The organism is Dokdonia sp. LLG6352-1 (assembly GCF_045055815.1).
In the GTDB taxonomy this organism is placed as follows: Bacteria; Bacteroidota; Bacteroidia; order Flavobacteriales; family Flavobacteriaceae; genus Dokdonia; species Dokdonia donghaensis.
This window is the reverse complement of sequence record NZ_CP159329.1, coordinates 1,275,954-1,300,600: the sequence shown is the minus strand read 5'-3', so window position 1 is coordinate 1,300,600 and position 24,647 is coordinate 1,275,954. Positions and strand designations below refer to the sequence as shown.

The 24,647-nt window shown below is 39.2% G+C and carries 26 protein-coding genes; 5 read left to right on the top strand and 21 right to left on the bottom strand.

Features of this window, described 5'->3' with window-relative positions:
• Positions 1-86: 86 nt before the first annotated feature.
• The 10 genes from ABVM49_RS05965 to ABVM49_RS05920 all read right to left on the bottom strand — a co-directional run bounded on the left by ABVM49_RS05965 (position 87) and on the right by ABVM49_RS05920 (position 11,362).
• Positions 87-905 carry a DUF3108 domain-containing protein gene (locus tag ABVM49_RS05965; protein ID WP_405203447.1) on the bottom strand — a complete coding sequence of 273 codons (819 nt, stop codon included), beginning with the start codon at positions 903-905 and terminating at the stop codon, positions 87-89.
• Between the two features lie 161 nt (positions 906-1,066).
• Positions 1,067-2,227 (bottom strand): 4-hydroxyphenylpyruvate dioxygenase, encoded by a 1,161-nt coding sequence (hppD, locus tag ABVM49_RS05960; protein WP_405203446.1) that lies wholly within the window; start codon positions 2,225-2,227, stop codon positions 1,067-1,069.
• Positions 2,228-2,324: 97 nt separating this feature from the next.
• Positions 2,325-3,485, bottom strand: coding sequence for a homogentisate 1,2-dioxygenase (locus tag ABVM49_RS05955; RefSeq protein WP_038597624.1), 1,161 nt, complete (start codon positions 3,483-3,485; stop codon positions 2,325-2,327).
• Between the two features lie 186 nt (positions 3,486-3,671).
• Entirely contained in the window at positions 3,672-4,577 is a 906-nt protein-coding gene (locus tag ABVM49_RS05950) for a RimK family alpha-L-glutamate ligase (RefSeq protein ID WP_405203445.1), read from the bottom strand.
• Between the two features lie 26 nt (positions 4,578-4,603).
• Entirely contained in the window at positions 4,604-5,851 is a 1,248-nt protein-coding gene (locus ABVM49_RS05945; RefSeq protein WP_405203444.1) for an NAD(P)/FAD-dependent oxidoreductase, read from the bottom strand.
• Between the two features lie 21 nt (positions 5,852-5,872).
• Positions 5,873-6,877: a 4-hydroxyproline epimerase gene (locus tag ABVM49_RS05940; protein ID WP_405203443.1), complete on the bottom strand. Its 1,005-nt coding sequence runs from the start codon at positions 6,875-6,877 to the stop codon at positions 5,873-5,875.
• 97 nt (positions 6,878-6,974) lie between these two features.
• Positions 6,975-8,687, bottom strand: coding sequence for a DUF885 domain-containing protein (locus tag ABVM49_RS05935; RefSeq protein WP_405203442.1), 1,713 nt, complete (start codon positions 8,685-8,687; stop codon positions 6,975-6,977).
• Between the two features lies 1 nt (position 8,688).
• Positions 8,689-10,185, bottom strand: coding sequence for an aldehyde dehydrogenase (NADP(+)) (locus tag ABVM49_RS05930; protein WP_405203441.1), 1,497 nt, complete (start codon positions 10,183-10,185; stop codon positions 8,689-8,691).
• Positions 10,185-10,448 (bottom strand): DUF1272 domain-containing protein, encoded by a 264-nt coding sequence (locus tag ABVM49_RS05925; protein ID WP_405203439.1) that lies wholly within the window; start codon positions 10,446-10,448, stop codon positions 10,185-10,187. The genes ABVM49_RS05930 and ABVM49_RS05925 overlap by 1 nt, the downstream gene beginning before the upstream one ends.
• Positions 10,448-11,362 carry a dihydrodipicolinate synthase family protein gene (locus ABVM49_RS05920; protein ID WP_405203438.1) on the bottom strand — a complete coding sequence of 305 codons (915 nt, stop codon included), beginning with the start codon at positions 11,360-11,362 and terminating at the stop codon, positions 10,448-10,450. The genes ABVM49_RS05925 and ABVM49_RS05920 overlap by 1 nt, the downstream gene beginning before the upstream one ends.
• 132 nt (positions 11,363-11,494) lie before the next feature.
• Between ABVM49_RS05920 and ABVM49_RS05915 the strand changes: the two genes are divergently transcribed.
• The 4 genes from ABVM49_RS05915 (at position 11,495) to ABVM49_RS05900 (ending at position 14,807) form a co-directional block, all read left to right on the top strand.
• Positions 11,495-12,322: an AraC family transcriptional regulator gene (locus ABVM49_RS05915; protein ID WP_405203437.1), complete on the top strand. Its 828-nt coding sequence runs from the start codon at positions 11,495-11,497 to the stop codon at positions 12,320-12,322.
• 100 nt (positions 12,323-12,422) lie between these two features.
• The gene (locus ABVM49_RS05910; protein WP_405203436.1) at positions 12,423-12,971 is read left to right on the top strand and encodes a response regulator; all 549 of its coding nucleotides are present in this window, start codon (positions 12,423-12,425) and stop codon (positions 12,969-12,971) included.
• Positions 12,971-14,383 carry an ATP-binding protein gene (locus ABVM49_RS05905; RefSeq protein ID WP_405203434.1) on the top strand — a complete coding sequence of 471 codons (1,413 nt, stop codon included), beginning with the start codon at positions 12,971-12,973 and terminating at the stop codon, positions 14,381-14,383. Before ABVM49_RS05910 ends, ABVM49_RS05905 begins: the two co-directional genes overlap by 1 nt.
• Positions 14,384-14,387: 4 nt before the next feature.
• On the top strand, positions 14,388-14,807 hold the full coding sequence (locus ABVM49_RS05900; protein WP_375252761.1) for a response regulator: 420 nt from the start codon (positions 14,388-14,390) through the stop codon (positions 14,805-14,807).
• Here ABVM49_RS05900 and ABVM49_RS05895 read toward each other — a convergent pair.
• The 10 genes from ABVM49_RS05895 to trxA all read right to left on the bottom strand — a co-directional run bounded on the left by ABVM49_RS05895 (position 14,804) and on the right by trxA (position 22,305).
• Positions 14,804-15,805 (bottom strand): metal-dependent hydrolase, encoded by a 1,002-nt coding sequence (locus tag ABVM49_RS05895; protein ID WP_405203432.1) that lies wholly within the window; start codon positions 15,803-15,805, stop codon positions 14,804-14,806. The two genes, ABVM49_RS05900 and ABVM49_RS05895, sit on opposite strands and share 4 nt — an antisense overlap.
• A gap of 2 nt (positions 15,806-15,807) precedes the next feature.
• Positions 15,808-16,179 (bottom strand): VOC family protein, encoded by a 372-nt coding sequence (locus ABVM49_RS05890; protein ID WP_405203431.1) that lies wholly within the window; start codon positions 16,177-16,179, stop codon positions 15,808-15,810.
• 55 nt (positions 16,180-16,234) lie between these two features.
• Entirely contained in the window at positions 16,235-18,007 is a 1,773-nt protein-coding gene (locus tag ABVM49_RS05885; protein ID WP_405203430.1) for a MutS-related protein, read from the bottom strand.
• Between the two features lies 1 nt (position 18,008).
• Positions 18,009-18,365 carry an MmcQ/YjbR family DNA-binding protein gene (locus tag ABVM49_RS05880; protein WP_380032031.1) on the bottom strand — a complete coding sequence of 119 codons (357 nt, stop codon included), beginning with the start codon at positions 18,363-18,365 and terminating at the stop codon, positions 18,009-18,011.
• Positions 18,362-18,850 (bottom strand): AAA family ATPase, encoded by a 489-nt coding sequence (locus tag ABVM49_RS05875; protein ID WP_405203428.1) that lies wholly within the window; start codon positions 18,848-18,850, stop codon positions 18,362-18,364. The genes ABVM49_RS05880 and ABVM49_RS05875 overlap by 4 nt, the downstream gene beginning before the upstream one ends.
• A complete protein-coding gene (locus tag ABVM49_RS05870; protein ID WP_038597668.1) occupies positions 18,850-19,470 on the bottom strand; it encodes a DUF4230 domain-containing protein in 621 nt (206 codons plus the stop codon). The genes ABVM49_RS05875 and ABVM49_RS05870 overlap by 1 nt, the downstream gene beginning before the upstream one ends.
• 105 nt (positions 19,471-19,575) lie before the next feature.
• The gene (locus ABVM49_RS05865; protein ID WP_405203427.1) at positions 19,576-21,087 is read right to left on the bottom strand and encodes a carboxypeptidase-like regulatory domain-containing protein; all 1,512 of its coding nucleotides are present in this window, start codon (positions 21,085-21,087) and stop codon (positions 19,576-19,578) included.
• 133 nt (positions 21,088-21,220) lie between these two features.
• The gene (locus tag ABVM49_RS05860; RefSeq protein WP_375252756.1) at positions 21,221-21,385 is read right to left on the bottom strand and encodes a hypothetical protein; all 165 of its coding nucleotides are present in this window, start codon (positions 21,383-21,385) and stop codon (positions 21,221-21,223) included.
• 19 nt (positions 21,386-21,404) lie between these two features.
• Positions 21,405-22,007 carry a thiamine phosphate synthase gene (locus ABVM49_RS05855; protein ID WP_405203426.1) on the bottom strand — a complete coding sequence of 201 codons (603 nt, stop codon included), beginning with the start codon at positions 22,005-22,007 and terminating at the stop codon, positions 21,405-21,407.
• Position 22,008: 1 nt separating this feature from the next.
• Positions 22,009-22,305 carry a thioredoxin gene (gene trxA, locus ABVM49_RS05850; protein WP_405203425.1) on the bottom strand — a complete coding sequence of 99 codons (297 nt, stop codon included), beginning with the start codon at positions 22,303-22,305 and terminating at the stop codon, positions 22,009-22,011.
• A 160-nt stretch (positions 22,306-22,465) separates the two neighbouring features.
• Between trxA and ABVM49_RS05845 the strand changes: the two genes are divergently transcribed.
• A complete protein-coding gene (locus tag ABVM49_RS05845) occupies positions 22,466-22,615 on the top strand; it encodes a hypothetical protein (protein ID WP_375252753.1) in 150 nt (49 codons plus the stop codon).
• Between the two features lie 42 nt (positions 22,616-22,657).
• On the opposite strand, the gene acs is transcribed toward ABVM49_RS05845, so the two are convergent.
• The gene (acs, locus tag ABVM49_RS05840; RefSeq protein ID WP_405203423.1) at positions 22,658-24,568 is read right to left on the bottom strand and encodes an acetate--CoA ligase; all 1,911 of its coding nucleotides are present in this window, start codon (positions 24,566-24,568) and stop codon (positions 22,658-22,660) included.
• Positions 24,569-24,647: the final 79 nt, after the last annotated feature.

Here is a 24,647-nt window from a genome sequence, read left to right as displayed (position 1 = left end):
TAGAAGCTTAAGTTCTAACTCAAAAAAAGATTAAAAAGTGTGTAGCTATAGTCTCTATCTTATTAAATGGCAATTTACAAAAATCCCTAGTCAAAGACCATCTCAAAAGGATACTTAAGCCCCTTGTAAGCATCAAGATCTGCCTTAAGAGACCCTACAGATAAGCTTGCCTTAATGCGCAAGGGTATTTTATTATCATCATCACTCACCCATATGGTAAGACTTTCTTGCTCTTTAAAAACTCTACCAGACTGTACCAGTGGTCTAAACACGAGTGTTTTTACTTTTCCGAATTTTGTTCTAATAGTCTCACGCTCTAAAAAACGCATCTTAAAAGGATAATTTTCTCCATCAAAGAACATTGTGAGGTTAATCTCATCATCAGCTTTTAACTCTTCTGTTTCTAGATTATTGCGCAGGTAATACATTGCAGATACCATATCTTGTATACCTGGCTCCGTATCTATAGTGGTCTTTTTGTTATGCTTTAGGTCGTTTATGTGTGCTTTATTTGCTTGCTGGTCAAACTCAATCACCTTATTTTTAGTATGGCCACCTTCATCTATTTTGCGCAAGAATTTATAAGGTAAATCTGTCTTTTTATCTACCCAGCTTTCATAATAATCTTCTACCCCAAAGGCAAGACCCACAATACCCGTAGTCTCTCCAAAACCTTTAATGTGATACACAGGCTTGCCATTAAACATCTCATCCTTGATATCTATAGTTGCATACCCACCCGTGAGCAATCCATAATGCACTCTAAATTTGAGCCACTCACCAGCTTGATACGAGTCATTGTGCGCTTTAGTTACAGGAGGATCTGGCATTTGCACAAAAGCCGTAGTTAAAGCAAAGACTGCCAGCAGGGTACCTATTATTATATGTTTATTTTTTGATTTCATTTTCTGGGGTTATTTGGTGGTTATACCCTTAGAATACAATTGTTATTCCAAAAATAGGATAACAAAAAAACTTCGCCTTATTTCTAAGACGAAGTTTTCGTTAAAATATTGTGATTCTGAGTAATAAAAGGAATTACGCTTTCGCGAAAGCGCACTCAAAACTACAACGTACCACGCTGTGCTTGCTCCCTCTCTATAGACTCAAAAAGCGCTTTAAAGTTACCTGCCCCAAAGCCTTTTGCTCCCATACGCTGTATGATTTCAAAAAACAAGGTAGGTCTATCTTGTAGTGGTTTTGTAAATATTTGTAGTAAATACCCATCCTCATCTGCATCTACAAGAATTGATAATTCTTGTAAACGCTCGATATCTTCTTTCATCACCTTCATATGCTCACCCAGACGCTGTGGGATGTCATCATAATAAGTTTGTGGTGGTGGTGGCAAGAACTCAATACCGCGAGCCTTAAGCTGTGCAACCGTTTTTATAATATCATCTGTTGCTAGTGCGAGGTGTTGCACCCCAGCACCTTCATAAAAATCTAGATATTCTTCTATCTGTGATTTTTTGGCAGCCTCTGCAGGTTCGTTTATTGGGAACTTAATGCGACCATTACCGTTACTCATTACCTTACTCATTAAGGCAGAGTACTCGGTGTGGATTTGCTTATCATCAAAAGTTAAGAAGTTTACAAAGCCCATTACGTCTTCATAAAATTTTACCCATTTATTCATCTGGTTCCACCCTACGTTACCTACCATATGGTCTACATATTTAAGACCTGTAGGTGTCGGGTTGTAATCTGACTCCCACACGCGATAGCCTGGTAAAAAGACACCTTCATAATTTTTGCGTTCTACAAACATATGAACGGTTTCCCCATAGGTATAAATACCTGCTCTTACCGTTTCTCCTTGATCATCCTTTTCTACAAAAGGTTCACAATATGACTTTGCGCCACGCTTTGTTGTTTCTTCATAAGCGCTTCTAGCATCGTCTACCCATAAGGCAACCACCTTAACACCATCTCCGTGTTTTACTATGTGGTCATTTATAGGTGACTTACTGTTAAGTGGCGATGTAAATACAAGACGTATTTTATCTTGCTTTACTACATAACTCACCTCATCTCTAGAGCCTGTCTCTAGACCTTTATAAGCATATGATTGAAATCCAAAAGCGGTTTTATAAAAATGGGCAGCCTGCTTTGCATTGCCCACATAAAACTCTACATAATCTGTACCCAGTAGCGGAAGAAAATCTTGCGCTCCTTCAAAAATTTTTTCCAGTCCGTAGTCTACGGATTTTAAGTCTTTTGCCATATTATATATTTATTTACAAGTCTGTAGCACTAGCTCTTAACTTGTCTTTGTTTTATTAATTTGTTGTTTTTTAATTTTTCGCGAAAGCGTAACCACCCTAGTGATCTAACCACGACTGGTAGTAACTCTCATCTGCAATGCTCATTGCATCTTTACATACTTTAAGAGGCTTAAAAGTATCTACCATAACGGCAAGCTCTTCTGTACCCTCTTTACCTATACTCTTTTCGGCAGTGCCGGGGTGTGGACCGTGAGGGATACCTGCTGGATGTAGTGAGATGTGACCTGCTTCTACATCTGCCCTACTCATAAAATCGCCATCTACATAATACAACACCTCATCACTATCTATATTACTATGATTGTACGGTGCTGGGATACTTAATGGATGGTAGTCATACTTTCTAGGCACAAAACTGCACACTACAAAGGCATCTGTCTCAAAGGTTTGATGAACTGGTGGTGGCTGGTGTATGCGCCCCGTTATGGGCTCAAAATCGTGTATAGAAAATGCATATGGATAGTTGTAACCGTCGTAACCCACCACGTCAAAAGGGTGAGAAGCATATACCATCTCAAAGATATCATCTTGCTTTTTTACTTTAATTACAAAGTCACCTTTCTCATCATTAGTTTCTAGCTCGTAAGGCTGGCGAAGGTCCCGCTCACAAAAAGGAGAGTGCTCCAGCAGCTGGCCAAACCAGTTGCGATAACGCTTAGGCGTATATATAGGCCTGCGTGATTCTACAATAAATAGTCGATTATCTTCTGTATCAAAATCTATTTTATAAATAACACCACGTGGTATTAAAAGATAGTCTCCGTATTTAAAATCAAGATTGCCCAAGTGAGTTCTAAGTTTACCTGTTCCTTTATGAACAAAGATAAGCTCGTCTGCATCTGTGTTCTTATAGAAGTACTCCTGCGTGCGTTCTTGAGGAGCAGCAAGTATAATGGTACAATCACTGTTAGTCAGAACGGGTTTTCTACTCTCCAGATAATCTTTTTCTGGTTTGATTTGAAACCCCTTAAAACGGTATGACTGCATATTATTCTCACGAGCAATTTCTGGTTTTACAGAGTATTGCTTGCGTATCTCCTTAACCTGTGTAGGTCTGTGTACGTGATAACTATTTGTACTCATCCCGTCAAAACCTATCGTGCCAAAGAGTTGCTCTGAGTATAGGGTACCATCTGGTTTACGAAACTGTGTGTGACGTTTATGTGGGATCTCTCCCAGCTTATGATAAAAAGGCATTTTTATAAAATTTAGATTGTCTTAAAGTTACTCAAAATTCAAGTAAGACATCTATTCAGGGTCCCTCTTTATGAGGAAATTAAGAAGTAGTGGTAAGTATATCCAGCCCTGTGCATTCATATGGTGTAAATATATGGGTTTTTTTACGCTTTCGCGAAAGCGTACTCAAAACTACTACAAAGCCTACTACACAAGCGCCTCCAAAACACCTTGAGCAAACTGCCTTGCGCTTGCTGGGTCATTACGTATCCATAATTCTGGCTCCACGATTTCTAGCTCGCCTAAAAGAATGTCTCCGTTCTTACCCCAGAGTATATCTGCTCTTCCATATGCTGGCATTGTACTGCAAGCTTTAAAACAATTTTCGGCAAAGGTGATTTCTTCTTGTGTAGGTGAGTAGGGATGTACCGTACCTCCCCAATCGTCTTGCACACGATAGTCACCTTGCTTAGGTTTTTTAAGAATGGCGTGGGTAAACTTCCCATTAAAAACCATAAGTGAGGCCTCGCCACGAGAGGAAATGGTGGGTACAAATGGCTGGATGAGCATATCTCGCTCTGCTACTAGGTTTTCAAAAACCTCTTCATAGTCTGCTCGCTCAAACTCTAGTACCTTATGCGTGTGAAAGGCGCCGCCAGCAATAGCAGGTTTTATAACCACATCTTGCCAGTCACGTTCTAAACAAACCTCAGCAATTGATCTGTAAGAACCTGTATCTACATACTCAGTAGGCACTATAGCGATACCTTTATTTTGTAAATCTTCAAGGTAGTGCTTATCAATATTCCACTGTATGAGGTCATAGGAGTTAACAAGTTGTGTCTTTGTTTTTACAATCTCTAACCAAGCTGAAAACTCGTCGTAGCGCTCAAAATAATCCCAAATGGTTCTAAAAACCACGGCTCTAGTTTGTGACCAGTCATACTCTGTATCATCCCAAGCAACACAATGTACCTTTAGACCTAAATCCTCTAGTGCTTGAGTAATAAGCTTTCTTTCGTCAAGAATATTTTGCTCATAGGTGGTTATAACTTTTGGGTTAAGGTATTTCTGGCAAGTAAGGATGGTTACATCTATAGTGTGAGCGCTCATCTTGGTCTATTATTGATATATTATTCTTAAAACTTTCTGTCTGGATGGAGCATATCTAAGGCAACACTAGATGTTTTATTATCTATAATTTCTTGTACTAACTTACCTGTACTAGGTCCTAGTGTCCAACCCATCATAGCGTGACCAGTTGCGATTGTAAGGTTATCACACTTAGCACTTTTACCTAGGTACGGCATCCCATCTGCAGATACAGGTCTAAGCCCGCACGCAGCGGCTTCCTTTTCTTGCTCTGTAATGCGTACCTCTGGGAAGTACTTTTTTACTCCCTGGGCTATTGCCTCTACTCGTGTTTTATTAATAGTGTGATTAATACCAGCAATCTCCATTGTTCCGGCAAATCTAGTAAAACCATTCATAGGTGTGATGGCTACTTTTGCTTCGGCAAGTATGGCTGGATAGGTAATTCCGGTGGGAGTTTTAGTCTGTATGCGATACCCTTTTCCGGCTTGTAGCAGGAGGTTAATATTAAGCTTTCGCGAAAGCGTACTCGTCCAGCTACCAGCAGCTAGCACAAACTCATCTGCCGTGAGTACTTCTTTATCTGTATGCAAGCTGGTTATTTTACTGCCAGCAGTTGTCATATCAAGTACTTTTTCTTCTTGCCTAATAACGACTCCCTCACGTAACAAGTATGATTTTATCTCCTTCATAAACTCACCGGGTGTACTATGATGGTCACACTCAAAGTAGGAAGCTCCTACGATATCTAGCGCAGTTTCTGGCATCATTTTCTGTACCTCTTGAGCTGTTATTGTTTTTGCTTTAAGGCCTTCTTTACTTGCGATTTGCACCAACTCATCTTCGTGATGTAGGGCTTTTTCTGTCTGGCAGAGCATTAACAATCCTTTTTTCTCAATATGAAATGAGAAGCGCTCTTCTTTTTTTATCTGGTGATAGAGATCTCTGCCCATAACCGCCATTTCTCTCATTACCGGTATGGAGCGATGTACGTGATTTTGATTACAAGACTTATTAAAAGCAAGAGACCATTTTAAGAAGTCTGCATTAAGTCGTGGCTTTATATACAGCGGACTCTTTTTATTAAACATCCACTTTACTCCTTGCTTCATAACCCCTGGAGCTGCGAGCGGAATTAAGTGACTGGGTGACATATAACCGGCGTTTACATAACTGGCTCCATCACTCATTTTAGATTGATCTATAATAGTAACCTGATGTCCAGCCTTGTGTAGAAAATAAGCACAGCTCACTCCTACAATGCCTCCTCCTATTATGATAATATGCTTTGCCATAGTCAAGACCTTTTGCGTTTTCTAAATTACTGAAAATCCGAAAGCATATGGATCTTCTTCATCTATTGTGATTGTATTATGACCATAAATGCGTGCCCAGCCTTGTATACTAGGGATGATTGCTTTATACCCTCCCACTACTGTCTCTTGCTCGACACGACCTATAAAGGTAGAGCCTATAAAACTCTCGTGCGTGTATGCCTGACCGACCTCTAGCTTTCCTTTTGCATACAGTTGTGCAAGCCTCGCAGAAGTACCAGTACCACACGGACTGCGATCTATAGCTTTATCTCCATAAAAAACAGCGTTACGCCCATCTGAAGCGGGGTTAATAGTATCACCCGTCCATAACATATGAGTGACATCTCTTATGGTGTCATTTTCTGGATGTATAAATGCATTAGAATATTTCTTATTAATACGCTCTCGCACCACCTGGCTCATCTGGATAATCTGGCTAGCTGTAAAATCTTGTACTCCTGTAAAGTTTTTTTGAGGGTCAACAATGGCATAATAATTACCTCCATAGGCTACATCAAAATGTATTATACCCAGCTCTGGACAATCTATCTCAAGATCTGTAGCAGCGAGATATGATGCTACATTAGTAAGACGTACCCAATCTACTTTATTCTTAGTTTTTTGGTAAGCGATTTCTACTAGGCCCGCGGGGGCTTCCATTTTTACTACACCTTCTTTTTTAGGTATAATGAGCCCTTCTTCTATGGCAATTGTTATTGTACCTATCGTACCGTGACCGCACATAGGTAAGCATCCAGATGTCTCAATAAACAAGATAGCAACATCGTTTACAGGGTCGTGAGGAGGGAATAATATACTACCACTCATCATATCGTGTCCTCTAGGCTCAAACATCAAGCCCTTGCGTATCCAGTCATATTCTTTTAAAAAATGCTGGCGTTTCTCGCTCATCGTTTTGCCCGCAAGTTCTGGACCTCCCTGAGCAACGAGTCGCACTGGATTACCACACGTATGTGCATCAATACATTTAAAAATATGTTTCATCACTTATGATTCTGCAATGTTTTGACTCCTGTGAGGTTAACTATTAATTAAATTACATAGGAGTAAAAGACATAAATACTAGCTTAATCTTACACTATCAATTACTTTTTTGTATCCAATCTTTTACTCTTCGGTCTAAAATAGCCAGAGTTACTGTACCCTGTTCTAAAATAACCTCGTGAAAATCTCTTATATCAAAACGACTGCCCAGCTCTTTTTCTGCAAGTGTTCTTAGCTCTCTTATTTTGAGTTCACCCATTTTATAAGCCAGTGCTTGCCCTGGCCAGGATATATATCTATCTGTTTCTGTTTGTATCTCGTGTAGTGACAATGCTGTATTTTGTGACATAAAGGCTACTACCTCTTCACGAGTCCAACCTTTTGCGTGTATACCAGTATCTACAACTAACCTGCACGCACGCCACATCTCATAGGTAAGTTGACCAAAACGCTCATACGGTGTTGTATACATACCCATCTCTGCTGCCAGATACTCACAGTATAAGCCCCAGCCCTCGCCATAGGCATTTACATACATATTACGTCTAAACTGAGGAATACTATCACCCAACTCTTGATTGAGCGCCCCCTGTAAGTGATGGCCGGGCACAGCCTCGTGCACAGTAAGAGATGGCAGTGTGTAAAGGGTCCTACTAGGTAAGTCGTAGGTGTTTACCCAGTAATAACCTGGGCTTGTGCTTCCCTTTGGACTACCTACATATCGTCCTCCAGTATACTTAGGTGCAATTGCATCTGGTACTGGTGCTACACCATAAGGCTTGCGTGGTAATGTTTTAAAAAAACGAGGCAGTTGCGCATCTGCCCGCTTTGCCATATCACGTGCAATCATTAAAAGTTGCTCAGGAGTTTTGGCATAAAACTGCTCATCTTCACGCAGGAATTTTAAAAAATCTGCAAAGCTTCCTCTAAAAGCTACCTCTTTTATAATCTTTTCCATCTCGCTTTTTATGCGAGCAACCTCTTCAAGTCCTTTGTTATGGACAGCATCTGCCGTGATATCTAATGTAGTATAATAACGTATACGGTTTTGATAATAAGCCTCTCCATTAGGGGTTTCAGACACTCCTATGGTAGTACGTGTGTTAGGAAAATACTCATTTTCAAAAAAAGCCTTTACACTTTTAAATGCTGGAACCACACTGTTTTCTATAGCTAGCTTTGCTGCGGTTTCTAAAGAATCCTTCTGCTCCATTGTGATTGACTCTGGAAGATTTAAAAAAGGTGTGTAGTAAAAACTGTCTTTATAATCTGCTACAATTTGCGAGTTATAAGTACTCTCATATCCCTCAAAAATAACCGGCGGCTGCGACACGCCTTTTTTTATTCCTTCTCTTAGTAATGGCACATATTGATTTACCACCTCTGGCAAAGCATTTAACTTGTCAAGATACTTTACAGCTTGCTTGTATGAGGTGATGGGCCGCACCATATAGTTCCAACTGCTATGAAAACCTGAGTCAGACAGTAGCGGATTTAAAAAGCGTTCATACTCATAGTAGTCTACGGTTTCTTGCAGCTTAAATTTTAATAGCTCGAGAGATATCCTTTCGGTTTCTGACAAGGTTTTTGGCGAGATGGTGTTAAGTTTTTTGAGTTGCGCTTTCGCGAAAGCGGACTCCTTCTCAAATCGCTCTTTTGAAAACACCCCCAGTGGATGCACTTCCTTGCTACCCTCGTTCCATTTAAAACTTTGTGACGCCTCAATACATTGCTTGAGCTGCTCTGTGGCAGTTTGTGCAATAGTCGTTGTAGACATAAAAAAGGCTATCACCCACACTAAATATCTCATATTATTTTAAATAATCTGGCAATAAAGCCGTTGGAAAATCTTGAAAACTAAAAGGTCTCACCCATCTCATAATGCTATGGTTACCCACTGCCGTAAATCTACTATCTGTACTTGCAGGATAAGGGCCTCCGTGTGTCATCCCATCTACCACAGCAACACCCGTAGGCACACCGTTATATATAATGCGACCCACTTTATTTTGTAATGCTAGTGTAATGTCTTGTAGGGCTGTAGTCTCATTATCTTCTGCAATAATCGTGGCGGTAAGTTGTCCCTCAAGGCTGTTTATTATTTTAAGAAGCTCATTTTCATCTTCTGCAAGTACAACCATAGAAAATGGTCCAAATACCTCTTTATGTAATGTCTTATTTGCGATAAAAGAAGTTCCATCTACTACGGCTAGTGCTGCTGTGGTATGGTTAGGTTTTGATGAAGACCCTACTACTTTAAGAGATACACTCTCTTGTTCTTTTATCTCATTTTTACTTTTCTCATATCCTTCTTGTATGCGAGTATGAAGCATACAGCCATCGGGAGTGGCCTCGAGATGTTTTGCTAGAATTTCTATAAAATGTGTTGTCTCCTCGCTCTTTACTGTTATAATAAGCCCTGGATTTGTACAAAACTGTCCTACCCCTTGCGTGATAGAAGCGGCATAGGTTTCGGCTATTTGAGCTGCTCTTTTTGAGATTGCCTGTTGTGTTATTACAACTGGATTAATACTTCCCATCTCTGCAAAAACCGGAATAGGTGTCTCTCTAGCTGCAGCAATATTGTATAATGCTCTCCCTGCGCGGTGACTGCCTGTAAAACCTACTGCCGCTATATCCTTGTGTTTTACAAGTTGCTCTCCTACCTCTTTACCACTACTATTAAGGTTAGAAAAAACACCTTCTGGCATTCCCGTCTTTTGTGCTGCTTTTGTAATTGCTGTCGCCACCATCTCACCTGTGCCGGCGTGCATAGGGTGCGATTTTACAATTACTGGGCATCCTGCTGCAAGTGCACTTGCCGTATCTCCCCCAGCGGTAGAAAATGCTAGTGGAAAATTACTAGCACCAAAAACCACTACTGGCCCCAGCGGTATGTATGTCTTTTTTAAATTACCACCTTCATCTTGTAATAGCGGTAGCCTCCAAGTGTCTTTTTTTACAAGCTCTGCAAACATTCTTAGTTGGCCTAGCGTTCTACCCTTTTCGCCTTGAGCGCGCCCTTCTGGAAGACCACTTTCTTGCATATACATAGTTATTAGGTCTGAGCCTAATGCCGCAATCTCATCTGCAATGGCGTTTAAAAAGCTTGCGCGTTTTACACCAGAGAGTTTACTATATGTGCTAAAGGCGCGAGCTGCTAGATTACAAGCCTCATCTATTTCTAACTGGGTGGCTTCATAAAAAACTGTTGGGTTATCGCTATTGGTCACGGGGTTTGCCGTCTTGTAGGTTTTTGCTCCCTCTGCAGATTGTTTATACCCTATTTGATTTTTACCTGTAATCATTATGCTTTTATAGTTTTAAGGTGCGCTACAATAGCTACTGGTTTATGAACCACGGTTGTAGATGCTGGATATTTTATTAATAACTCTTTAGGCCTAACGGGACGTTTTTCAAACCCTCCTCCACAATTAGGACATACTTCTTTTAATAGCTCTGTGACACAAGTGACACAAAAAGTACACTCAAAGCTACAAATCATTGCCTCACCAGATTCTGGCGGTAAGAGCACATTACAATGTTCACAAGAAGGTCTTAGCGCAAGCATTAAAGATTTTTATAGTTAGGTAACGTAGGCCTTGTGGCTATTCCTTCTGTTATAATCCTGAGCACGTGCTCTCTTTCTTCCCCAAAAAGCGGTAACCTAGGGGCTCGCACATTTTCTGTACCTATACCTGTATGTACCTCGGCGAGTTTTATGTTTTGTACTAATTTAGGATTTATATCTAACTCTAGTAAGGGCAAAAACCACCTATAGATAGCAAGTGCTTCTTGTATCATTCCTGCTTTTTGTAACTCGTAAATAGCGACCGTTTCTTCTGGAAAAGCACATACAAGTCCTGCTACCCAACCATCTGCACCCATAAGCAATGACTCTAGAGCAAGTGTGTCTACACCTGTCATTATTTTAAGCCTATCGCCAAAGTTATTTTTAATGCGCGTCACGTTTGATATATCTCTTGTGCTCTCCTTAACTGCTTGTATGTTATCGTGTTTTAGTAACACCTCAAACATCGCTAAGGAAACCTCAATTTTATAGTCTACAGGGTTGTTATAAATCATAATGGGCAGTTTTGTACTACTAGCCACATCACTAAAGTACTGTATCACCTCTTGATCTCCCGCTTTATATCGCATAGGTGGCAACATCATAAGGCCGCTTGCACCGTCATCTTCTGCCTTTTGAGCTGCGGCAATAGCGCCCTTTGTAGACTGCTCTGCTATATTTATCATCACAGGTACTTTACCATCTACATAAGCCACGGTCTCTTTTGTAAGTGTGCGCTTCTCGTGATCTTCTAGCGTACTTGCTTCTCCTAGTGTACCTCCTAGTACTATGCCGTGTACTCCAGCATCAAGTTGTGCTTTTATATTTTTTTTAAATACTGGTATATCCAGCTCATCAGTATCAGTAAACTTGGTTGTAACAGCCGGCATTACACCTTTCCACTCTATCGCCATATTTTAAATTTTTTATCAAAGATAGCCGTACGACTACCTCTAGATTAAATACTGTTTTATCCATTGCTGACTGTATATTATCCAAATATTAAGTTATGATGTCATTATCAAGCAAAAAAGTATCTTAGCTCTATGAAAGTGCTGCCTTTTAAAATACCCAAGCCTACTAATGCTGCTATACTTTTTCAAGTTGATGAAGGTGTGTTATATAACTCGCTTCATAATCACGAAGAGGTGCAAATAAGTTTTATAAAAGAGGGATCTGGGACACTCTTTGCAGGAGATGCGGTCCATTCTTTTGTTAAGGGAGATGTTATTGTTTTGGGTAGTCACCAGCCGCACGTTTTTAACAGCGATGGTAAGCAGGCGTTAATGCATACGGTTTTTTTTAGTCTCGCCTCCTTTGGAAATACATTTCTGGCACTAGATGAGGGCAAAGGGATTGTAGATTTTTACGCTTTCGCGAAAGCGGGATTTAAAACCTCCATAACATCAGATATCGCTGCGCTTTTTAATTACATCGCTACAGCAAAAGGCATCTATAAGCTGGGCTATTTTATTGATATGATAACCGCGCTCAAAGTCGCAAAACACACTCCCCTATCTGAATTTATATACGAACGCGATATCTCTGAAAAAGATGGAAAACGTATGAGCGCCATCTTTGACTACACCTTAAGCAACTACCACCAAGACATCACTCTAGCACAACTTGCCGCTCTTACAGCACTCACGCCACACGGGTTTTGTAAATATTTTAAACAACGCACAAATAAGACGTATTTTACATTTCTTACAGAAGTACGTATCTCAAAAGCCTGTACTTATCTTGCTACAGATAGCGATCTCACCATAGGTACCATAGCAGACCTATGCGGCTATAAAACCCTATCTCATTTTAATAAAAGCTTCAAATCTATAAAAGGAATCACTCCCACAGTTTTTAGAAAAGGAAAATGACAAAACCTCAAACTCGCTAGTTATATTTTTTATAATTATCTTAAGACGATAAAGTGTTAAATACACATATCTTTACCTTAACAACCAAGACCACATACAGATGATAGATACTCCTCTGCGTATACTTATTGTAGAAGACTTAGTGTCTGACGCATTTTTAGTCCAGAAGCAAATAAAGAAGTTTTGCACAAATGTAGAAATAAGTATTTCTGATAAGGAACTCTCGCTTGCGGTGGCTCTTAAGCAGTTTTTACCAGACATCGTGATAAGTGATTTTAACCTCGAGGGTTTTACGGGCTTTGACGTTATAAAACAGGTAAAAGAATTTAATAAAGAGATTCCAGTCATTATCATCACTGGAAATCTTAATAATGAAGAAAAAGCCGCCGAACTTATTATGAGTGGCGCTTCTGGTTTTTTCTTAAAAGAAAATCTCCAGAATTTACAGCAAAAGTTGCGCCCTCTTTTTGAAAAATTTATTTCAGAAAAGCAAGATCTCATTAAACGCCTAGAGAGACAACGCGAGAAAGATGCAAGAGAAAAAGAGCTTACAGATTATCTACGCCACCACGATTTTGAAGCCTATGAGCACAAGGAAGCCATTCTATCACTTAAAGAAAAAGTACTTAAGTTTTTATCCCTAGACTAATGGATAGCTCTCAGTCTAAAAATATCGTAAGGTCCCTATACCTTAGTTTTTTTTCTACCCTAGCAGTCATCTTGCTTATAGGGGCACTTTATCTAGCGTCACAATATTCTCAGAAGTGGATAGTACATACTAATGAAGTTAAGGCGCAAATACACAGCGTATCAGAAACCATACTCAAAGCCGAAACAAAATTGAGAGGCTATCTCATAAGTAAAGACCCAGATTACCGTATAGATTACAAAGTAGAAGTTGCAAAACTTGATGATCGCCTAGAAGTTCTAGAACAAAAAATAGAAGGCGACCCCATACAGGTCAAAAACCTTAAAAAAATGCGCTCTCTACTCAACCAGCGCGTCGAGGGGATGAATGACAACCTAGACAACTACGTCTTACGCACGCCAGATGAAAATAGAAAAAAATCGGGTAGGGCAGAAACACTTCAACTCATAGAAGATATAGAGAGTATGAAGAATGTTATGCTCGTAGAAGAAAATGAAATTTTAAAAGAACGTAAGTCTACTTATGATAATATCTATGTTTTGAGCCTTATCGCTCTGGTAATTGCGCTATTGCTTATGCTTTATAATGTATATGCGGTAAAAAAACGCCTTATGCCACTCTTCTCAAGACTCGCAGAAAATAATGAAAAGTTAATCGAGCTAGTGCACTCTAGAGATGATGAGATTGCCCTTAAGGAAGCACAAATGGCAATGAATGAGGATCTCATACACGAGATGGAAAATAAAAACAAACAACTTAACCAGTTTGCATACATTGCCTCTCACGATTTACAAGAACCACTACGTACAGTAGATAATTTTATAGACCTCTTTGAAGAAGATTATGCAGAGAAGCTAGACGGTGAGGCCGCTACTTATTTTGGGTTTATAAAAGGAGCTACTTCTCGTATGAAAACCCTTATTACTGGTCTCCTTAATTATAGTAGGTTAGGGCGATCTGGATCACGATCTAAAGTAGAGCTCTCTCAACTTATAGAAGAGATTAAGATAGACCTAGGCCCAAAAATAGAAGAAACACAAACTGTAATTACTCACGACACCTTACCCATTGTACCTGGTTACCCTGTAGAACTAAGGCAGCTATTTACAAACCTTATTACTAACGCAATTAAATTTACACCTCCAGAGCGTACCCCAAAAATTCATATAGGACTTAGCGAGACTAAGCTATATTATAGATTTGAAGTTATAGATAATGGTCTAGGTATTAAAAAGGAACACCTTGAAAAGGTGTTTAATATGTTTACCAGACTACACAGTGCAAAAGATTATGAAGGTACTGGTATAGGTCTCGCTTTCTGTCAAAAAATTGTAGAACTCCATAAAGGTAAAATAAGCGTATCATCGACTATAGGTGAAGGGAGTACTTTTACCTTTACATTAAAAAAATAACCATATGCAACCACTAAGAGAGATATTACTTATAGATGACTCTGAGTCTGATAACTTTGTACACTCTAGAGTCATAAAAAAAGCAAAAGTTACCGCAAAAGTGACAATAAAATACTCTGGTGAAGAAGGTCTCGATTACCTTAAAACGTTAATAGATGAGGACTACCCAAAACCTGACCTCATCTTTTTAGACATTAATATGCCGGGTATGGATGGATTTGAGTTTTTAGAACATTATGAAAATCTAGAAATTAACCAGAAAGCAGGTGTTGTTATAGCAATGCTCACGACCTCAACATCACCAGTAGATAAGCAAAAGGCTGAGAAGTATCCTTTACTATGTCATTTTGATAACAAACCACTCACAAAAGAAAGTCTTATGAAGATATTGCGTGAGCAATTTCCAGGCAGATTTGATGATTAATTGCCTTTAAGTCGTTGCCATAAATCTATGAGTAGCTTCTTTCCATTTTCTGGAGTAGGTCGGTCTTCGGTGGCGGTTATGGTACCATCATTTTCTGTAAGAAGGTATCTAAACACAAACTGACTATCATTTTCATCATTTGAAATGAGGCCAAAACGGAGGTCATTATATACCCAGTTCTCTTCCTCTTTTTCTAAGATGTACCATCCTTCAGAAATGGTAATAAGGCGTTGTACCTCATCTGTCTCAATCCACTTTTGGGCTTGCGCTCTTTTTTTAGGAAACGTTTTATAAACTATAGGTTGAGAATCAAAAAACGAGTAATCGCCTATAAGGTAAGTATCCTGGATATCGACATTAATATTCCATAAAACCGTGTTGAGCGGCGCAGGCCTGGTCGAGATTTTAGTATACGTAATTCCTTGCTCTTGCAATGACGCTTCTACTTTATGGTGCACCACAAATTTTATGAGAACCGTAAGTAATAAATAAGCCGTACTAAGATAAATACCTAGGTTGTTAGTACGCTTTCGCGAAAGCGTACCTCTACCCCTTGTAGCCGCCGCAATGACACATATGAGAAATGGCAGTGTGTATAAAGGGTCCACCACAAAGATGCTATTAAAAGCAACTCTCCAGTGAAAGGGCCAAAATATTTGTGTGCCCCAAGTTGTAAAGGCATCTAAAAGCGGATGTGTAAACAGACCCCAAAAGAAAAGTTTTGACCAGCCCATCCAGCCTACGTCTGGTCGCTTTTTTATCTGATGGACAAGCCACCCAAAAAACGGTGCGGCTATGAGTGCAAAAATGATGCTGTGGCTAAAACCTCTGTGCATCTCTGTTGCTGTAATAGTATCTGTAAGATATCTCCACACCACATCTAGATCTGGTATGGTGCCAGCTATGGCTCCCCAGAGCATTGCTCTATTACCCACTTTTTTACCTAAAACAGCTTCTCCTACGGCTGCACCTAGTACTATTTGAGTTAGACTATCCAATATTATATGTGCTGATCTATTAATATCATATTACCGTCTGGATCTTTAAACAACATACTCCCAGGGCCGCTTGTAGAGGTATCTACTTCAGTAATGGGTGTCACATTATGTGCTTTGAGATGTTCTTGTATTACTCGTACATCATCATATTCATCTTGAGGCTGGGCATTTTCATCCCAACCTGGATTAAATGTAAGGATGTTACCCTCAAACATTCCTTGAAAAAGACCTATGAGCGCATTTTGATTTTTCATAATCAAATAGTTTTGCTCCATCGAACCTGCAAAAACGTTAAACCCAAGCGTCTCATAAAAAGTTCTGCTTTCTTTAAGGTTTTTTACATTTAGACTCGTAGAAAAGGCACCAAGTATCATAATAGAAGTTTTAAGTTACTATCGTAAAGTTAGTAATTCATATTAAGTGAAGGCATTAATCTACTATACCCATCTTTTTAAGAAGAAAGCTTGCATTCATATTTTGACAAATGCCTTCCTTAAAGGTGTAATCAAAAAATAGCTCATCATCAATAATCTGTGCATCAAAGTAGTAGTTCTTTACCTCTGCAAGATCGTTTGCAGCCTCACAAAGACTTAAGTCGTGTGTTGCTATAATGCCGGTTGCTCCATTACCTACCAGCTTGTCTATAAACTTACGGGAGCCAGCAGCTTTATCTGTACTATTTGTTCCTTTTAGAATTTCATCTAGTATGATAAAATAGCGCTCATTTACAATCTCATCTACTATAAACTTAAGGCGCTTGAGCTCACTAAAGAAGTAACTCTCATCATCTGTAAGGCTATCTGTAGTGCGCATACTAGTGATGAGTTTTATGGGTTTATAAACTGCCTCACTGGCACAAACAGGCAAGCCTATATTGCTCATTACAATTTGTAAAGCGACGGTGCGTAAAAAAGTACTTTTACCAGCCATATTTGCTCCTGTAACTATAAAAAACTCATCATCTTTTATAGTAATGTCATTAGTCACAGCAATGGCAGGATCTAGCAGCGGGTGTGCCGCTCCTTTTACACGTAAGGTTTCTCCAACTACTACAATTTCTGGAAAGACGTGATGACTATGATTAAAGGTATAATTACCCAAGCTATTATAAGCATCAAAAAATGATATCACCTCAAACCAGTCATTTACCGCCTCGCGGTTTGTAGTAATCCAGTCTTCTATCTTGTACACAACACCTATATCACGCAGAAAAAACCCGTTAGTTATAAGTCCTACTAATATGTTATTACGTTGATCTAGGGCATCAAGGTGTCTTGAGAATTTTTTCAAAATACCAGAACTTGCTTGTGCTTCTGTAATGACTTTTTCTCTTTTATTTTTAAGAAGTGTACTGGTAAACTCTTGAGCTTCTATCTCTGCAAGTAAACTTGCATATTGAGTAAATGTAGTCTGTATAGCACTTGTATGCGCCGATAGTAACCCTATGTTTTTTACATATCGCCCACTTATTAATAAACCTATACCAAAAATGACAAACACCCACCAGCCGGCAATAAACCCTAAGAAATAAGCTCCAACTACTGCCAGTGAAATTACAGAAAAGACCTTTGTAAAAACTTTCATCATACTTGGTACAAAAGTGGTATACTCTTGTAACCAGCTTACAACAGCCTGCGCAGAGACATCAGTTTTTACGAGCGATGCAATAGCTCCATATCTAAGTCTCCAGCTGGCAAGTGTACTAAGCTCCTTTACGGCTTCTTGCTTCTTTTTAATCTCTAGTGTATCATTAGAGAGCATCATCTCTGCAAGTCTTGCAGCCCCGCTCTGTAGCGCTGTACGATTAAAGTATTGATAAAAAGAACCACGGCCAAAAAGATCTATATCTTGACTATATAAATGCTCCGGATTATGAAACTCACTCCCATCTGGTAAATCTGTAAAATCTCGCTCTAGTACTTTAAGTTCTACTTCACTACGCGCTATGAGTGCTTTAAGTAGATCTCGCTCGTGCTGTAACTTACTATGACGCCCCACTAGTATTACAAAAGCAACAATACCCAATAGTATACAACCTATAAGCAATTGTGTATTACCTAGACTTAAGTATATACCAGCTCCAGTGGCTATAAAAACGGCAAGACGCACAGTACTTGACACATTGAGTTTTGTCTTGACTTTAGATAATTCTTGACTGTGTTGTGTTATTTGATCCTTATAAAAGGTAGTAGGTGTATTCATATTATAGCGCCTTTAACTCGGCTTGAAGTTTTTTTGTCATTTTTGAAACCACTAGGTTATATGAGTGGTCTGTAAGCTCAATAAGTAACGAGACGGGTAGCGATTCTAGTACGCAGGTGTTCCAGTGTGTTTTGTTCATATGCCAGCCAGGAGTAATGGCGCCGTCGTGCATCTCACGCAGTTCTACAGAGCGATCTGGGTCGCATTTAAGGTTTACAGCTAGAGGCACGCGCTCTAGTCCACACACGGCAAACATCTTACCCATTACCTTAAAAACGAGCGTATCTGCATCAAAGGGAAACGCTTCTGTTACGCCTTTTTTACTCATACAATATTCTCTAAAGGCCTCTATATTCATCCCTTTTTGATATATGCGATTTTACGCTCTGCACTTGTGAGCGGTTCAAACCAAGTTTCCATAAATTCAAAATCGGCTGGTGAGACGTCAAATTGATATGTCATCCCTTTTTCTAGATTGCGATGCGTCACGCGCTGCTGTCTAACTTCTTTATCTATGTCTAAAAAGTGTAACTGGAAAGGGATTTGTTGCGCTTTCGCGAAAGCGTAAAAACGTGCTCTCCTATCTGCTTTTGCAAATCCTAAATCTAGTATAGCTGGCGTACCTGCCTCGTGTAACTGGATGATAAGTGACTGTATCATCTCATCGCTGCGGTTAATACGTTCTAAAAACCAGTCTACACCATCTGTCTCTTTCTTGTCATCTAGAAAGAGCGTCTTGTTCCAATAATCTATAGAGAATATGACACCTTTTACCTCTTTTTTAAGAGCGAGGGCATAGGTGGTTTTACCCGCGCCAGTGTTACCTGTAATGAGATGTATCACTAGGCTTCTATTTTAGGTTTACTCGTTGTAGTGTCTGATATTTCTAGTGATGAGTAGTCTAGTTTCCAGCCTATGGTTTCTACCAGTTTTTGCATTAATTGCACCGTCTCAAGTGCTTGAGATTTTGCCTCTTCATACAAGCCGCTTTGTGGTATTTTATCGCGTATGTGCTGCTTTGCTTCTCTATTAATCTCGGTAAGATCTGTACTAGTAAAAGGGTTTGCCCAGCCTTCTTTCTTGTCATAATACTTAAAATCTGTCTCTACAGATAGTAACTCAGGATCTGGAAAGCCAAAGAGTTTTATGGTTCTATTCTTATCATCTGCCTCCATCTTTATTTTAGTAAGATCAAAACCTATGTGCGCCTTTGCATCTATGAGTACAATAGCTTTTTTTGAACCTAATAAGAGGTTCATCCATTTATTTTTGAGGCCTTCATAGTGATATATTTCGGCAAAATCGCCTTCTACGGTTATGAACTTACATACCGTGCGTATGCGCTCCATAAGTACTACAGATTGTGCGTGGGCATCTGGTGTTTTTGATTTGCCAGAAAACCAGTTGTATATAAAATATGAGAGTACCGCTCCTATTGCGAGCCCTATAAATACTAATTCCATAAAGTAAAGATACTAAAAGCCCTCTTAGACCTGTATACATAAAAATGCCAGCTACTCTCGATAGTATGCTGGCATTATCTTAATTATGATATGGGAGGTGAATTGTTACTTGCTTTCTGACTTAAAGCTCTGTATGGCCGCATTAGGCTCCATAATAGTGTACCCTTTCCAGAAATTAGGATCATAGTTAGGTAAGTAGGTCGCTTCTAGCTCTTCACTCTCTGTTACATTTTTATAAGCTGGCTCGTCTATTACGACAGAGTTAAACACGACAAGCTCTTTTTTTGAGTAACTCGTAGTTGCAAACTCTATCTCCATCGCTACTTCATTTTGTTTTCTTCGGCCTGCTACGTTTTTATTTTTTTCGATGATTTTAAGTGGTCTATCTATGCCTACTTTATCACCATCTTCTAGCTCCATATATCGCAGTGAGTAGCCTCCATTTTTATCTTTTGCATAGATGCTCTTGCCTCTATACAAGTACTTTTTATAGCTTATCCCGAACATCCCAAAGCTAGAAAGCTTACGCACATTCTCATACTCTAGGCGCATTACCGCATAGTCTTCTGTATTAATGTACAGCGTGCCTTTAAAATCTTTTCTACCCTTAGGTTCAAAATCTACCACATAAACAATAGCATCTCCTATAGATGTAAATTCCTTTTTTGTAAAACGGTAACGGTTGGACTTTGTTAAAAAATCTAGCTTTGTATCTTCTTTATAAAACATCTCCTCAAAAAGATCAGAAAGATCAGACTTTATACTCGCTGTGATGGCCTGTTCTTTATCATTTTCTTCTTGATCTGTATCTACCTCAATTTTGAGTCCGCCGTTTGAGCTCCCCATCTTAGTAGAGTCGTCTACCTCTATGGTTGTACCTATAATTCCAGATTTTATTTTAAAATATGAATCTGCTTTTACATTCTTCTCAACAATCTCTTCCAGTCTTTTACCAAAACTCTCTACACCTACATCCTTCTTACTTTTATCATAGAGCTTTGCCGCTTTATCAATAACAAGTTTTTGTTTATTGTAGTTGCCAGCAAGCGTACCTACAGACTCGCTGTAATAATCACTTTTCTTTTCGACCGCTCCCACCAGGCTGTCCATAAATGCTTGATTAAACTCTGGGATGGTTGTCTTTTCTACCTCAACATCCATTTTATCCATAGTATTAGACGCAGATTGTCTAAAAAATATTTTTTTCTCGGTAAGTGTGTTGGGATAATTTGTGGCAATATTTTCTTTTACACGCGCTATAATATCTTCTACCTCTAGCGGATTATTGGTAAGAAAAACGTTGTCTAGCTCGTTAGTCTTTACCTTTAATTTTATAATTGTATCTCCTACTTTTTTAGGTAAAATAGCTATCTCCTCATATCCCATAGAAGAGATATATACAGAGTCTTTAAGGCTTGCTAGTTTACGTTCTCCTATAGTAAAGATGCCTTCCTCATTTGTAATGGTACCAGTGTTTCTAGACAGCTTTACAGTGGCAAACGGGATAGGTTCATTAGTACGCGCGTCGTGTACTGTTGCGTTAAAAGATTGAGCAACTGCTGTAGCTGCATATGTACCTATAAGGAGTGTTAAGATAAATTTTATAAGTGCCGTCATAAGATTGCTGTTTTATATATAGACGCAACAAAAATTAAAATGGTTGCCTAGGTTTTTACAAAGACGCTGTAAAAGCCTAATTGTTACCTAAACAATTAACTATCAACAAAAAAAACATCCCGTAGGATGTTTTTTATTCTTCTTCATTCTCTTTAAGAGCTTTCATTTTTTCTTTGGCAACTTTAAGTCGCTCTTGGCTCGCTTCTCTTTTTTCGCGCTCTTTCTTTTTCTTGCGATCCATAAGTTTAGAATGCTTTGCCTTATTCTTTGTGTTTTTTGGTGTTCCTCTTTTTGCCATACTGTAAATATACTATAGGTTATGTATTTGCCTCTTTAAAAGCTTCTTGCATTTCTACAAATGCAGCCACAGGGTTTTGTGCATTCCATATACCTCCCAGAGTGCCTACTCCTTTAAAGCCAAGTGCCACTGCCTCTGGCGTGGTTACAGCATTAATACCTCCCATCCCTACAATAAACTTATCGCTTGCTCGCACATCAAACCCACGACCTTGCATATCATTTTTTGAAATAGCGGCAAAAACGGGACTTAGAATTGTGTAATCAAAAGTTACAGACTGAGCTTCTAAATCTTCTAACTCGTGGTATGATGATGATACTTTTTTATTCGCTTTCGCGAAAGCGGAAACATACCCTTCTAACCGAGTTTCTTGAGCTCTCCACTTTGCTTCTTCAAAATGCACACCACGCAAGTCAAACTTCTTACAAAGCTCCTCGTGATAGTTATGAGTCATTATAAGGTTGTGATACTGAGTGTCTACTCGATTGAGGTATGTAATATGTTCATCAAGGCTTGCTTCAGGTTTTCTAAAATGATAATGTGCTAAACCTGCTTCAAATAAATGGTGAAGTGTCTCTATCTCATCTGGGGTAGTTTGCTCTGGAGAAATTAATAAAATCATATTACGATTTTTTAATGATATCAACCAGTGTCGTCTTGTCTAGTACACCAGACTGTCTCCAGACCTGTTTTCCATTTTTGTACAATATCATTGTAGGCACCCCGCGCACTTGATACTTTGCTGCCAGCGGTTGGTTTTTATCTACATCAATCTTTACAATTTTTACACCATCTCCTAGGGTGTCTTTTACTTGTTCTAAAATAGGTCCAAGCGTTTTACACGGCCCACACCAAGTAGCAAAAAAGTCTACTAGCACAGGAGTGTCAGAATTTATGATATCGGAAAATGAAGATTTCATAGCAAATGTTTTTAGTAGTACAAAGTTAATCTAAGTTATTACAACCACACTCACTCACCTACTTTTACACTTATTAACAAGTAGAGGTTAAAGAGTTTTAAAAGTATGGCATACACTATTTTATGAATGTATCTTGAGGTAAACAAAAAAAATAAGAATTATGAGCAAGACAACACCTAACCCCGAGAAAACTAGTAAAAAAGAACAAGCTATTAATCTAGAAGCTACTCACGGTAAAGAAATAAATCACCAAGTAAAAGATAAAAAAGAGTACGTACAACCTAGAGATAACCTTAATGATAACAACTAGAATTTATAAAAAGTCCTAAGTACCACTACTTAGGACTTTTTTTTATAGTAATGCATTATCCTTTATAGTCGCTACAACTTCTGGATTAAGCAGCGTGCTTATATCTCCTAGCTGCTCGCTCTCGCCACTAGCAATCTTACGGAGTATTCTTCTCATAATTTTACCAGACCTTGTTTTTGGCAATCCTGGTGTAAATTGAATTTTATCCAGTTTTGCAATAGGGCCTATACGTTCTGTTATAAGCTGGTTAATCTCCTTACGCACGTTATCTTGATCCCTACTCTCTCCTGTTTCTTTAAGAATCACATACCCGTATAAAGCATTACCCTTTACATCGTGAGGAAAACTTACGATGGCACTCTCTGCAACGGCTGGGTGCTCATTTACGGCATCTTCTATAGGTGCGGTTCCTAGGTTATGTCCAGAGACAATAATAACATCATCTACACGACCAGTTATTCTATAATAACCTGTTGCATCTCTTAAGGCGCCATCACCCGTAAAATACCTGTTCTCATAGGCGGTAAAATAAGTTTCTTGATATCGCTGGTGATTACCCCATATAGTGCGCGCCATCCCTGGCCAAGGAAACTTAATAGTAAGACGGCCGTCTACTTGATTACCTTTGATTTCGGTGCCATTTTCATCCATAAGTGATGGTTGTATCCCTGGTAATGGTAATGTTGCAAAGGTGGGTATAGTAGGTGTAGCATATGGAATAGGACTTATCATAATGCCTCCAGTTTCGGTTTGCCACCAGGTGTCTGCTATTGGGATTCCTTTTTTACCTATATTTTCATCATACCAGTGCCACGCCTCTTCATTAATAGGCTCTCCTACGGTTCCTAAAATTTTAATACTTGATAAGTCATACTTAGTAACATTATCAAGACTCTCTTTGGCCAGCGCACGTATGGCCGTAGGTGCTGTATAAAATTGTGTGACTTTATGTTTTTCTACAATTTGCCAGAATCTACCCCAGTCTGGATAGGTGGGTACACCCTCAAACATTACTGTGGTTGCCCCATTTGCCAGTGGCCCATAAATGATATAGCTATGACCCGTAATCCAACCTATATCTGCCGTACACCAGTATACATCTCCTTGTCTATATTGAAAAACGTTCTTAAACGTATATGCGCTATATACCATATATCCCGCTGTGGTGTGCACCATACCCTTAGGCTTACCAGTAGATCCAGATGTATAAAGTATAAAGAGAGGATCTTCGGCATTCATAAAGACTGCCTCACAGGTTGCACTTGCTTTTTCTAGTAAGGGCTGTAACCAGTGATCACGGCCTTCTTTCATTGCGACTTCTGTATCTATTCTTTTTACAACGAGCACACTGTCTACACAAGGTGTTTCTGCAAGTGCTTCATCTACGATACCTTTTAAATCTATGGTTTTCTTACCTCGATAAGAGCCATCACTCGTGATTACTAGCTTGCAAGAAGCATCATTTATGCGTGTACTAAGTGCTGTACTAGAAAAACCAGCAAACACTACAGAGTGTACCGCACCTATACGAGCACAGGCGAGTACGGCTATAGAGAGTTCTGGTATCATAGGTAGATATATACATACACGATCACCTTTCTCAATGCCCTGATCTTTTAACACGTTTGCAAATTTGCACACGCGCTCGTGCAGTTGTTTATAAGTAATGTGCTGTGCTTGCTCATTTACATCATTAGGCTCAAAAATGATAGCCGTTTGATCTGCCTTAGTATACAGGTGCCTATCTATACAGTTTTCTGTGATGTTGAGCTGCGCCCCTTCAAACCACTTTACCTCTGGCTTTGTAAAATCCCACTGCAGTACAGTATCCCACTTTTTTCTCCAGACAAAGTTCTCTTCGGCTATTTCTTCCCAAAATTTTTCTGGGGTATTTACAGACTTTCGGTATACCTGAAAATACTCCTCTAGGCCTTTTATGTGGTAGTTACTCATAAGCTTTCTAATTACAGATAAAAGATAGGAAGGAATTATTTAATAGAAAAAGATATAAGTACGCTTTCGCGAAAGCGTA